This window comes from Micromonospora sp. NPDC050495 (assembly GCF_040655175.1).
Taxonomy (GTDB): Bacteria; Actinomycetota; Actinomycetes; order Mycobacteriales; family Micromonosporaceae; genus Micromonospora.
Map to the genome: position 1 here is coordinate 647,254 of NZ_JBFAJK010000001.1, position 12,004 is coordinate 659,257.

At 69.2% G+C, this 12,004-nt stretch carries 12 protein-coding genes; 8 read left to right on the forward strand and 4 right to left on the reverse strand.

What is annotated here, in order from left to right; all coding sequences use genetic code 11:
- The first annotated feature begins 370 nt into the window (after positions 1–370).
- The 3 genes from AB0I11_RS03165 to AB0I11_RS03175 all read left to right on the forward strand — a co-directional run bounded on the left by AB0I11_RS03165 (position 371) and on the right by AB0I11_RS03175 (position 1,980).
- Positions 371–574: a cold-shock protein gene (locus tag AB0I11_RS03165; protein ID WP_013283833.1), complete on the forward strand. Its 204-nt coding sequence runs from the start codon at positions 371–373 to the stop codon at positions 572–574.
- A 377-nt stretch (positions 575–951) separates the two neighbouring features.
- The gene (locus AB0I11_RS03170) at positions 952–1,233 is read left to right on the forward strand and encodes a hypothetical protein (protein ID WP_357309822.1); all 282 of its coding nucleotides are present in this window, start codon (positions 952–954) and stop codon (positions 1,231–1,233) included.
- 192 nt (positions 1,234–1,425) lie between these two features.
- Positions 1,426–1,980 carry a transposase gene (locus tag AB0I11_RS03175; RefSeq protein WP_357309825.1) on the forward strand — a complete coding sequence of 185 codons (555 nt, stop codon included), beginning with the start codon at positions 1,426–1,428 and terminating at the stop codon, positions 1,978–1,980.
- A gap of 256 nt (positions 1,981–2,236) precedes the next feature.
- Here AB0I11_RS03175 and AB0I11_RS03180 read toward each other — a convergent pair whose 3' ends face one another.
- The 3 genes from AB0I11_RS03180 to AB0I11_RS03190 all read right to left on the reverse strand — a co-directional run bounded on the left by AB0I11_RS03180 (position 2,237) and on the right by AB0I11_RS03190 (position 5,898).
- Positions 2,237–2,884, reverse strand: a complete 648-nt coding sequence (locus AB0I11_RS03180) for a nucleotidyl transferase AbiEii/AbiGii toxin family protein (protein WP_357309828.1) — start codon at positions 2,882–2,884, stop codon at positions 2,237–2,239.
- A gap of 2 nt (positions 2,885–2,886) precedes the next feature.
- Positions 2,887–3,453 (reverse strand): hypothetical protein, encoded by a 567-nt coding sequence (locus tag AB0I11_RS03185; RefSeq protein WP_357309832.1) that lies wholly within the window; start codon positions 3,451–3,453, stop codon positions 2,887–2,889.
- Between the two features lie 96 nt (positions 3,454–3,549).
- Positions 3,550–5,898: a DEAD/DEAH box helicase family protein gene (locus AB0I11_RS03190; RefSeq protein WP_357309835.1), complete on the reverse strand. Its 2,349-nt coding sequence runs from the start codon at positions 5,896–5,898 to the stop codon at positions 3,550–3,552.
- 61 nt (positions 5,899–5,959) lie between these two features.
- Between AB0I11_RS03190 and AB0I11_RS03195 the strand changes: the two genes are divergently transcribed.
- The 4 genes from AB0I11_RS03195 to AB0I11_RS03210 all read left to right on the forward strand — a co-directional run bounded on the left by AB0I11_RS03195 (position 5,960) and on the right by AB0I11_RS03210 (position 8,975).
- Positions 5,960–6,271, forward strand: coding sequence for a hypothetical protein (locus AB0I11_RS03195; protein ID WP_357309838.1), 312 nt, complete (start codon positions 5,960–5,962; stop codon positions 6,269–6,271).
- A gap of 6 nt (positions 6,272–6,277) precedes the next feature.
- The gene (locus AB0I11_RS03200; protein ID WP_357309841.1) at positions 6,278–7,420 is read left to right on the forward strand and encodes a hypothetical protein; all 1,143 of its coding nucleotides are present in this window, start codon (positions 6,278–6,280) and stop codon (positions 7,418–7,420) included.
- A gap of 131 nt (positions 7,421–7,551) precedes the next feature.
- Positions 7,552–8,133, forward strand: coding sequence for an RNA polymerase sigma factor (locus tag AB0I11_RS03205; RefSeq protein ID WP_357309845.1), 582 nt, complete (start codon positions 7,552–7,554; stop codon positions 8,131–8,133).
- On the forward strand, positions 8,130–8,975 hold the full coding sequence (locus tag AB0I11_RS03210) for a hypothetical protein (protein WP_357309848.1): 846 nt from the start codon (positions 8,130–8,132) through the stop codon (positions 8,973–8,975). Before AB0I11_RS03205 ends, AB0I11_RS03210 begins: the two co-directional genes overlap by 4 nt.
- Before the next feature lie 40 nt (positions 8,976–9,015).
- On the opposite strand, the gene AB0I11_RS03215 is transcribed toward AB0I11_RS03210, so the two are convergent.
- Entirely contained in the window at positions 9,016–9,576 is a 561-nt protein-coding gene (locus AB0I11_RS03215; RefSeq protein WP_357309851.1) for a hypothetical protein, read from the reverse strand.
- A gap of 549 nt (positions 9,577–10,125) precedes the next feature.
- On the opposite strand from AB0I11_RS03215, the gene AB0I11_RS03220 reads away from it, so the two are divergent.
- Complete coding sequence (locus AB0I11_RS03220) at positions 10,126–11,316, forward strand: IS110 family transposase (protein ID WP_357309856.1); 1,191 nt, start codon at positions 10,126–10,128, stop codon at positions 11,314–11,316.
- Positions 11,317–12,004 lie beyond the last annotated feature (688 nt).

Below are 12,004 nucleotides of genomic sequence, written 5' to 3' on the forward strand. Positions count from 1 at the left end.
CCGTCGTAGGAGATCGGGCCGGCGAGGAGGAGGGTTGCCATCTCACCGGGAGCGGCGTCGCGCAGGGTGAGCGCGTCCACGATCGCCAGGCGCACCGGGTCGCCGAGCGCGGCGTGGATCCCGGCGCGCCTCCGGAGGGAAGCAAGCTCAGTGGTCAGGTTCACTCACCGCGATGGGATCGATGACGGATCATGTGCTACGGTAGCGGAGTTGCAGTTTTGATTTCCGTAGACGTTTTCCGGCGCCTGATGGGGCATCTGAAACCCATCCAGGCGCTTTTCGTTTTTCGTGTCGTTTCGACGCGGGTGATCAACGCGGCGGCGTAAGGGTCCGCACAGTGCGGTCTCTGACAGCCTGCGAAGGAGCAGACATGACTACAGGTACCGTGAAGTGGTTCAACGCCGACAAGGGCTTCGGCTTCATCAGCCCGGACGACGGCGGCGCCGACGTCTTCGCCCACTTCTCCGCGATCTCGGCGAGCGGCTTCCGCAGCCTCGACGAGAATCAGAAGGTGGAGTTCGACATCACCCAGGGCCAGAAGGGCCCGCAGGCGGAGAACATCCGCCCGCTCTGATCCACATTCTGCGAACGGCGGCCCGACTGGTTCAGCGGGCCGCCGTTCGGCGTCTCATGCGCTTACCGCGGCATAGCGAAATCGTCTGATCGGCAAGAGGCCGGCCATCTCGGTGTGGAGCCAGTTCAGTACTGCCCCGCGTTCTCCCCGTGGATCGATTAGGCCTCGGGCGCTAGTCTGCCAAGGTCGACTGTCAGCCGCCCAAGGCGCGCCTCTGGCTCATGAACGAGACAGACACAAACATCGGCCCATGCCCCTAACGTACGGTCGCGGCCAGGTTGAGCACACCATGGTCGGACTCGACGCCTTACCTCCTGATGACTGTCAGCCAGCCGGGACCCGGGTGCACGGCGTTACATCCTGAAGGGTTGATGACTATGACGACGACCTACTCGGGTCCTGCGAGGCTGATTCTGGTCGACGGCGCCTGCATCTCCGGCATGGCTTCCCTCAGCACCAACCAGCGCGGCGGACTCAACGGCTGGGGCGGCACGTTCCGTCCGGACGAGATCACGACAGACCTGCGCAACGCAGTCGAAGGGCTGCAACTGGAGCTGCCCTACGATCGGGTGGGGACAGTCACCGTCACCGGCATCCGCAAGCTACTCGCCACGCAGGTGTTGATGTCGTTGGCAGGCCGCGGACCCGCACCATTCTGATCGTGCGCCGCACGTCCGCCGCCGCATCGCCGCAGCGACGCGGTCACTCTGCCAGGAACCGTCACCTCTCCAGCCGCTGACGTCCTCGCCTGCTGGCAGACACCGGCCGCGATCCGGCACGCCGGCGTCGACCGGATCACCGCCCTGCTCCGCCGCGGGCACGTCAAGAACGCAGTCCAGGTCGCCGAGGCGATGGTGGCCGCCGCCCGGCAGCAGACCGTCACCCTGCCCGGCCAACGCGCCGCCGCCGTGGTGGTCGGCCAGATGGCCACCGAGATTCTCGCCCTCGAACAACGCGTCGCCGCTATCGAGGACCTCATCGCCGACCATCTTGATCAGCGCTCCCTCGCACCGGTCATCGGGAGCCTGCCCGGCATGGGTAACCTGCTCACCGCCGAACTGCTCGTCCACACCGCCGGCATGACCGAGTACGACAGTCCGGCGAAACTGGCCGCGCACGCGGGGTTGGCACCTGTTTCCCGCGACTCCGGAACGGTGTCCGGGAACCATCGGCCGCCCCGCCGATACCACCGCAGGCTGCGACACATTCTGTGGATGGCCGCGTTCACCGCCGCCCGAGAATGCCCTACCTCCCGTGCCTACTACGAGAAGAAACGCGCCGAAGGCAAGAACCACCGCCAAGCCATACTCGCCCTCGCCCGACGGCGCGTCGATGTCCTCTGGGCACTTATCCGCGAACGCAAGACCTTCAGCCGACCGGCAGTAACCGTCCGCGCCGCAGCCTGAAGCGGCCCGCTCTCCGCGGGCGCGAGCCCATCGCGCCGGCCGCTTCACCCTGCCCACCAAGATCGTCCGGAGTCACATAGAGACTCCTAACCCGACGCTCCGCCGGTGTCCGCAGGCCGATGACCTGCGGCTTTCCTATCGTCCCCGTTGCGTGCCGGTCGCTTCGCGGGCTCGCTGCGATCGCTTGCCGAAGATCATCTGGAACGTTGTGGGCCCTGTGGGTGCCGGCTTGACGTAGCCGCGAGTCGGGGCCGAGTCATCGTTCCTCGTCGTCGAGCAGTTCGCGGCGCCACTCCGCGAACCGGCTTCGGAGATCGTCCAGCGCTGGGCCGCTGACGCCGTACTGGGCGAAGTCGTCGGGATCGAGCTGGGTGGCTTGTCCGAGGGCGTCGGCGAAGATGCGCGGGTCGAAACCACGGTCGGCGCGCTGCGCGAGGGCGAGGAGGGCGTCGCGGGTGTAGCGGCCGGATCGGAGTGTGGCGTCGATGTCGATGAAGTCCCGGGCGAACGCTCGTCCGTAGAGGGCGCTCATCTTGTTGGCGACCGCGTCGTCGGGGTGGAGGACCGGTCCGATCGCCATGAGGATCGGTTCGTTGGCGCGCCAGTCCACACCGAGTTCGACCTTGGAGACCCGCACGCCGTCGGTGACGGCCAGCCGGGCGAACGTGTCGTACTGCCGCTCGGTCTCGACGGTGAGGCCGTCGTTCCGGTAGGCGTGCACGACGGCGGCGACCGCGGCGGTGAACTCGTCGCGGCGGTCCCAGGCGGTGAACAGGTCGACGTCCTCACTGGCCCGCTCGACGAGCCCAGCGGCCTGAACCGCGTAACCGCCGGCCAGCGCGAAGCCGTATCGGTCGGCCGCCGCGAGCCCGGTACGGGCGAGGCGTTCGTGGAAGGGGTCCACCGCTATGCCGCGTTGCTGCGGGTGGCGGCGAGTTCGGGGAAGGCGTCCTCCCAGCGCTGCCGGAGCTGGGGCGGCAGCCAGAGGGTGGGCCAGAGCCGCCGGAGGAGGTCGGCGTCGAGCCAGGTGTTCAGATCCTCGACGGTAGCGGCTTCGGTGAGTACCACCTTGTACATGGTGGCCAGGCGCGCGGTCCGGCTCAGGTCGTACTCGGCTTGCCCTGACCAGTCGAGGTGACGCGGAAGCGTCACCGTGCCGCCGGTCGGGCCGCGCAGTTCGGCAAGGGTGTCGGCCACGACGTAGGGTTTCCGGTCGCCGTAGGGTCGGTAGTCCGCTGGCGGCTGGGGTGGTGTCCTGCGCCGGCTGATGTTGGTCGCCCGCCGGACTTCCGGTCGGAGTGCCTGACGGATCGTCTCCCGGCTGTACCCGGTGACCCGCTGCAGATCCACCGGCCGCCAGCCGGCCGCGTGAAACGCCCGCAACTGCTCATCCCGTTCGGTCAACGCCTGCGCCCGCGTCGCCTCGTACCGGGAGACAACCGCGTGTAGCTCATCCTCGGAGAACCGACCCATGCAGTCAGCCTACTACGCTAGGCCCAGCACGCTTGGCTCCTCGTCATACCCGGGCAACTGGGCGGGGCCAGGCATGGTGATCGCGTTGGGATGCACTCATGTTCGGGTGAAGCCGAGGGCCCGGTATCCGGGCATGCGGCGTGGGAGTGAGGCGGCAAGGATTGGTGTGGCCGGGTCGTGGTAGTCGTGGACCTCGGCGAGGTCCTTGCCGGGCGCGGCGCGGATAACGCGGCCGGCGCATTGGACGAGTAGGCCGTCGTAGGAGATCGGGCCGGCGAGGAAGAGGGTGTCGAGGGCGGGGGCGTCGAAGCCTTCACCGATGAACGGTGTGGTGCCGATGACAAGGAGGCCGTCGCCGGCCTTGGCGCCGTCGAGCCGGTCAACGATGGCCCGCCGTTCGCGGGTGCTCATCGCGCCTTGGAGCACGAGCGGCTGATGTCCGCGTGCGGCGAGCAGGGCGGTGAGTGTCTCGACCTGGGCGACCCGGCGGGTCAGCACGAGACAGTTGCGACCGCGGGTCAGGGCCGCGGCGACATCGTCGGCGATCTGGGTGTTGCGGGGCTCGTCGAGGGCCAGCCTTCGGTGCACCTCGGCGAGCGCGCCGGGCGCGTCCAGGTCGACGTCGCCGGGTTGGAAAGTGGTCTCGTGGATGAACAGCGCTCGACGGGCTCCGGCGTCGGTGTGCATCGCGGCCGCGAGGGTGCCTTGTTCCTCGTCGGTCAGGGTGTGGCGGACGGGTCCGAGTTGCCAGGTGACGAGTTGGCCGAGGCCGTCGCGTCGGGTAGGTGTGGCGGTGAGGCCGAGCCAGAACTGCGCGGCGATCCGTTTGACCGAGTGCTCGTAGGCTGCGGCGCCGAGGTGGTGGCATTCGTCGACGATGACGTGCCCGTACCCCTGGGTCAGCGTGGCAACGTCGTCGCGCCGGGCAAGGGAGGGCAGCAGCGCGATGTCCACCGTGCCGGTGAGCTTGCGTCGGCCGCCACCGAGTTGGCCAGGCTTGATGTCGAGGAACTGTTGGATGCGGGTGCGCCACTGGTCGGCGAGGGCTTTGCGGTCGACGAGGACAAGGGTGGAGGTGTTGCGTTCGGCGATCACCGCGCAAGCCATGACGGTCTTGCCGGAGCCCGGTGGGGCGACCAGGATCCCGTCGTCGTGGGCGAGAAGCGCGCCGACCGCGTCGGCCTGCTGGCCAGTGAGTTCGGCGGTGAACGCGGTGTCGATCTCGGTCCCGGAGTTTCGTACGTCCGTGACGGCCAGCCGTGACCCGGCGCGCTCGACGATGGCGGCGATGGTGTGCCGCAGGCCCCGCGGGAGGACCAGGCGGTCATCGAGCGTCAGGTCGTAGCCCTGGATGAAGCGCGGGGTGTCCCAGGTGGACTTGCGGAGTCGCTGCAACTCGTAGAATTTCGGGTTGGCCATGGCGGCGGCGTGCTTGAACGTCGCCAGTGCGGCGGGCGTGAGCTGCCTGGCGTCGATGCTCAGCCCGGCACCGGCCTCCGCGTGGACCACCGCAGGGAGCGGAGGGTGGACCTGGGTCGCGGTGGACCGGCTCATCGTCGCGACGTCCGCGCCGGTGAGGGCGTGCTTGGCCTGCCGGGCGACGTGTTCGGCGTCGCCGGGGCTGAGCCGATCCAGCGTTGACAGGAACGCCCACTGGTCGGCGTGCGGCTCAAGGGTGCCGAGGTCGAGGAAGGTGGTCAGTCCGTCCTTGCGGCGGCGACCCTGAAGCGGCGCGGCGATGAGGTTGCCGAAGCCACCCTCGGGCAGCACGTCCTGGTTGGGGAACAGCCGGTCGTACGAGCGGAGGTCCATCGACCCGCGCAGCACCATCGCCTCACGGAGAAGGACGGTGCCGAGGGACCGCGCGGTGGCCGCAGGAACAGCGCCGGTGAAGAAGACCCACACGTGGGCGCCGCGGCCCGACTGGGAGATCTCCAACGCGGCGGGCACCGCGCTGGCCCGTGCCGCCTTCACGTACGCGAGGGCGTCGAGCACCGCCGCCGGCCCGTCGAAGTCGGCCACGACGAAGTGGCAGGTGTTGCCGGGCATCAGCGGATACAGGCCCATGAACACGTCGCCGACCAGATGCGCCGCGACCACCTCCGTCGTCCGGGGCAGGTAGGCGGCACCCCGCCGGTCCATACCCTTACGCCAACCGCCCGCGACCGCGGGCATCCAACCGGCAGCACCGGTACGGGCGTTCTCCCACCGCACGGCGTACACGTCGGCCCGGGCCCGGAACCGGTCGGCGAACAACGCCAGCTTGTCCCGGGTCGGCGAAGCCATGGTGACCAGCCCCGGCGGCTCAACCGGCGCAGACAACTGCTCCGGCGCCGCAGACGTGTCCTGGCCGCGCAGCTCCAGCAGGCGCGCCAGCCGGGCGTTCTCCGCCCGTAACCGCTCCACCTCCCGCCGAAGATCGACGAACTCGGCCACCGAACCCATGCCGACCATCCTCGCGCATCGGGCTCCGAGCACCACGGCACCGGTCCGCTATCCTCCGCCGATGGCATCGAAGGGGACCGCCGCGTTGGAGGCGATGATCGAGGAAGCCACCGTCGACACGGACGGTCACGAGGACGAGCGTGCCGGCCTGTTCGCCATGATCGAGGAGCATCTGGCGGTGCCGTTCACCACCACCGTCCTCGGCGTCGAGGTCACCGTAGGCAAGATCGAGCTGGCAGCGGACAGCATCTTCGCGGTCTGCGCCCGAGGCCGCCACCGGCAACGGGTCGGTCTTCTCGACCTGCCGCTACCCACCCCTATGCCGGACGGTGCCGCGTGGATCGACGCCTACCGGCACTGGGCCGGGAGGTAGGCCACGATGAGCGAGTACCAGTACTACGAATTTACCGCCGTCGACCGTCCCCTCACCGGCCGCGAGCGGGCCGAGCTGCGGTCGCTGTCCACCCGGGCCGACATCACTGCCACCAGCTTCGTCAACACCTACGAGTGGGGCGACTTCAAGGGCGACCCGCGCAAGCTGATGGAACGGTGCTTCGACGCGCACCTGTACCTGGCGAACTGGGGCACCCGCCAGCTCATGCTCCGGCTACCGAAACACGTACTCGACCCCGCAACCGTCGCTCAATACTGCCAGGGTGACAGCGCGTCCGCCTGGACCGCCGGCAAGCACGTCATCATCGACCTGCACGACGAGGACGAGGACGGCACCGACGAGTGGGACCTCGACGGCCACGGTCTGCTCGCCTCCATCATCCCGGTCCGGGCCCGCCTCGCCGCCGGCGACCTACGCCTGCTCTACCTGGCCTGGCTGCGCTGCGTACAGTCCGAGGAGATCGCCGACGAGCCCGAACCGCCCGTCCCCGCCGGGCTGGGCACCCTCGACGCGCCCCTCACCGCCGTCGCCGAGTTCCTGCGCCTCGACCCCGACCTGATCGCGGCCGCGGCGGCCGGGTCGGCGCCGGCCGCCTCCGGTGAACCGACCACTGCCCAACTACGCACCTGGGTCATCGGGCTGCCCGCCCCAGACAAGGACGCCATCCTGGCCGACCTGATCACCGGCGGCGACAGCCACCTACGCAGCCGACTGCTCCGCGGCTACCGCGACGAGCATCCCGCCGACGCGTCCACCCCGGCATCCACCCGCACCAGCGGGCAACTGCTCGCCATCGCCGCGGACCTGCGCGCCGGACGGGAACGGCGGGACGCCGAGCAGCGTGAACGCGACCGGGTCCGCCGGGAACGGTGCGCCGCAGCCGCCCGGCAACGGCACCTCGACACCCTCGCAGTCGACCGACCCGCCGCATGGCAGCGGGTCGACGAACTCATCGCCACGAAGAAACCCCGCGAGTACGACGCCGCCGTACAACTCCTCGTCGACCTGCGCGATCTCGGCGAGCGCGACGGGGGCAGCTCATCGTTCCGACACCGGCTGGCCGAGCTACGGGCGGTGCACGCCCGCAAGCCCAGCCTGCTCGAACGCCTCAACCTCGCAGGCCTCTAACGCTTGATTCGCCGCCCGGTGAGCTGGGCCACCATCGCCTACACGCGCTGCAGCTTTCGCGCCCGGCACCACGGCCTCAGACGTTGACCGGCGGCCTGCAACAGAGTCGGTGTGGGCGGCCATAGTGTGGTGTGAGGCATCAGGTACGGCCGGCGGACGAGGAACTGTGGTCCTCGATCGCCGCCGGTGACGAGTTGGCGTTCGGTCGGCTCTTTGACCGGTACTCCCGTCCGGTTTACAACCACGCGTTCCGGCTGACCGGGTCGTGGTCCACGGCCGAGGACGTCACTCAGGCGACGTTCCTCGTCGCGTGGCGCCGCCGACACGACGCCCGACTCGTGGACGGATCGGCGCTGCCGTGGCTGCTGGTCGTCGCCACCAACGCGGTCCGCTCCGAGTGGCGGTCGACGCGCCGGTGGCTGGCGCTGCTACGGCGGCTACCGGCGGAGCGGTTTGCCGATGGTGACCTCGCCGACGAGGTTGCTGCGCGGCTCGATGACGAGCGGCGGATGACCGAGGTCCTCGCGGTGGTCCGCCGATTGTCACCGGCCGAGCGGGAGGCGGTGGCGTTGTGCCTGTGGTCCGGCGTGTCGTACCCGGACGCGGCAGCCGTGTTGGGCATCAGCGAGGTGGCGGTGCGGTCGAGGGTCAGTCGGGCGCGCAGCCGCCTGGCCCGTCTGATGCCGCAGGAGATCCAGGAGGGGAAACGGTGAACGACATTCTCGACCTGCCCGCGGAGCGGGACCTGCCGCCAGAAGCGGCGCTCGCGATGCGGGCCCGGCTTCTCGACTTCGTGAGCCCGCCTCCGGCGCGTACTCCCCGACTGAGGATCGCCGTGGCCGTGGCGGTACTGCTGGCCGTGGCATCTGGTGCCGCGGCGGTGGTGTGGGACCGGCCGGACCGATCGACCGTGCAGATGTTGGCCATGAGGGCCGGGGAGCTGTCGCCGACGCTGCAGGATGCGGCCGAGCGGTGCCTGCAATGGAACTCCCCGCAACGGCAGAGCCGCCAAGACCCGGAAAAGCGACCCGTCCCGGTGTCCCTGACCGACCTGGCGGTGGCCACGGAACGAGGTGACCGCGCGCTGGTGTTATTCATGAACGACGTCGGCTACGCCACCTGCGACGTGGAAGGGGCGGGAACGGCCCGGGAGTCCGGCGGAGGCGCCACCGAGCCGTGGCCGCACGGTGAATGGCTGCCCGGGCCGGTGCAGCGGCTGCTGCTGACCTCCACCGAGGCCGACGGTGGGGACGTCAGCGTCAGCGGCCGGGTCAGCAGCCGCGTCCACCGGCTCGTACTCGACCACCGCGACGGCCACACCACAGCAGCCCGGCTTTCCGAGGGCGCGTTCGGCCTGATGACCAGCGACGCAAGACTCAAGGCCGGCAACGACCCTGAACTGGTCAGCTACGACGCCGGAGGAACGGAGATCGACAGGCGTCCGCTGTTCCAGGCCGAAGACCAACTCGAGCACTGCTATACAGGCCCAGACGGGAAGCGGATCTACGGCAAGCCGACCAGCAGCTGCCGTCCTGCCGAGAAGTGGGGGCGATAGCCCTGATCGGAGGGTGACCGCTGCCCCGGGGCGTGGGTTGTCACTCGCGGGTCAGCCCCGGTGGCAGTGCGTCCTCGTCGGGTCGGACCTGGCGGGCATTGGCCACGGGATCGCGTTGGAGGGTGTGGATCACGGGTGTCGGGCCGCCGACGCAGGTCCAGGTGTCGTCCCAGAGCGCGGAGACCAGCCATGACCGGTCGGCGGGGAAGAACAGGTCGGTTAGCGCGCCGTGCGGGTGGCGGATGTGCCCATCGGTGCGCCAGGTGAGGGCTTGCTCGGGGCCGGCCTGGACTAGCACGTACGGCCAGTTCCAGTAGAGGAACACCCTCGGGGCGTGGGGGAAGACGACGTCGTGGGCACCGGTGTCAAGGTAGGCCAGCCACCACGGCTGGTCGGCGGTGTGCATGGTGAGGTCCTCGACCAGGGCGTGCTCGTAGGCGGCGGCGGTGACGTCGTCGGTCTGGTACGTGGTGGCGTAGGCGTCGAAGACCGGCGGGATGGCGGTGGTGATCGAGACGCCGGCAGTGGTGTGCCCGGCGATCCAGCCCACGTCGGCGGCGGTGCCGACGCGCCAGTCCCGCCCGTCCTTTTTGACAGGCACACCACCGCTATTCAAGCCGCTGCGGCGACGGCTGGCGTGGGAATCAGGCCGGTCTCGGAGCGGCGGCCGGCGACCAGCCGTCGTGGGCCACGATGCCTTACGCCTGCCGTGCGCTCGGTGGAGCGCTGATTCTGCGCGGGGAACGCACCTCGTGTCCGGGGTGCCGGCCGGCGACGGCGGCAGGCTCGGTGTTGCGCGCCTGCAGGGACGGGGGTGGGGATGGCTGAAGTGTGTTCCGCCGTGATCGTGGCTGAGCCTCGAGGTGCCACCCACTTCTCGCTCCGCAGGCGGGCCGGGTTGAACGGGCGCGGCACCGAGAGCCGTAGACCCTGATGCCCGGGAAGTGGCGGGTATGGCTGCGTGTGTTTCGTCGAGATCGCTTGGCTCACGGTAGGAGATGCCGCCCGCCGCTTCGTCGTCTGCGAGATTCGGTAGACCGCTGATGGAGATCCGCGACCTGCGTTCGCCTCGTGAGAAGGTGCCGGCAAACCCGAACCCACAGACGACGGGCCCAACCGAGAAAACTCGTCAACGAAGGGAAGCGCGAGGGTGGCGAAGCTGTGGATCGGCGTGGACATCGGCAAGACCCACCACCACGTCGCCGCCGTCGCAAGTGACGGCCGGCTGGTCTACTCCCGCCGGGTCGCCAACGACGAGACAGCCCTGCTCACCGTCATGGCCGAGGTGTCGACGCACGGCCGTCCGGTCTGCTGGGCGGTCGACGTCACCACCGGCCTGTCGGCGCTGTTGCTGACCCTGCTATGGCGGCGCCAGGTCCAGGTCCGCTACGTCTCCGGCACCGTCGCGTTCCACATGGCCGCTGCGTTCGCCGGGGAGAACAAGACCGACGCCCGCGACGCGGTGGTCATCGCGCAGACCATCCGCCTGCGCCCCGACATCCCGATCTTGGAACCCTCCGACCGGCTGCTTGCCGAACTGACCGTGTTGACGGGCTACCGCGCGGACCTCGTCGGGCAGCGCGTCGCCACTCTGTTCCGGTTGCAGGAACTGCTCACCGGCATCAGCCCCGCCCTCGAACGGGCCGTGGACCTGAACCGGAAGGGCCCAATGATGGTCCTCGGCTGCTGGCAGACGCCGGCGGCGATCCGGCACGCTGGCGTCGACCGGATCACCGCCCTGCTCCGACGCGGCCACGTCAAGAACGCCGTCCAGGTCGCCGAGGCGATGGTCGCCGCCGCCCGGCAGCAGACCGTCACCCTGCCAGGGCAACGCGCCGCCGCCGTAGTCGTCGGGCAGATGGCCACCGAGATCCTCGCCCCGGAGCAGCGCATCGCCGCCGTCGACGACCTCATCGCCGAGCAGCTCGACCAGCACCCTCTGGCGCCGATCATCGAGAGCCTGCCCGGCATGGGTCCCCTGCTCACCGCCGAACTACTCGTCCACACCGCCGGCATGACCGAGTACGACAGCCCTACCAAACTCGCGGCTCATGCCGGCCTGGCGCCAGTTTCCCGCGACTCCGGAACGGTTGCCGGGAACCATCGGCCGCCCCGCCGCTACCACCGAAGGTTGCGGCACATTCTGTGGATGGCGGCGTTCACCGCCGCCAGGGAATGCCCTATCTCGCGCGCCTACTACGAGAAGAAGCGTGCCGAAGGAAAGAACCACCGGCAAGCCATACTCGCCCTCGCCCGACGACGCGTCGACGTCCTCTGGGCACTGATCCGCGACCGCAAGACCTTTACCCGACCGGCACCAGCGATCCGCGCCGCAGCCTGAACAGACCGCTTTCCGCCGACGCGACCCGATCGCGTCGGGCCGCCTCACCCCGCCCGCCAAGATCAACCGGAGTCACATGAAGACTCCGGGTGTGGTCCTGGGCTGGGAGAACGGCGGTCCGGGGAACGTGGGTGAACGCGGGCCACTCCCTGCCATCCCAGGTGAACCCCCAGGTCGCTAGACTGGGCCCTCGCGCCCTCGTAGCTCAGGGGATAGAGCATCGGTTTCCTAAGACGACGCTCTATCTCTACCCATAGGCTATTGACCTGCGGGTTCCTATTCTGTTTTGACGTTAGTGAGTCGCACGCGCCCGTTGCTGTGCTCGCTTGCCGAAGATTGGCAGAACAGGCGTAATTCTTGCTCAGGCCGTGCTTCGGTTGGTTCGACGCGTCCTCACCGAGATCTTGCGAAGTTGCCGCACCGCGTCAGTCTATAGTGCCGCAAGCGCTTGAGCTAGCAGCGTGGCGAGTTTGGCTGCGCCTGCCGGGTGGTGATGACCGACCCAGGTAACTCGTCCGATGAGGTATCGGGCGAAGTCGGGGTGGCCGGTCCGACTCTGCCCGGAGAGGCCGGTGCGCGCGGCGTTGTGCAAGGTCGCGCGGAGTCGGTCGTACTCGTCGCGTGGTGTGGCGGGTGGTGGTTCTAACCCGACGCTCCACCTGTGTCCGAAGCGGACGACCTGCGGCTC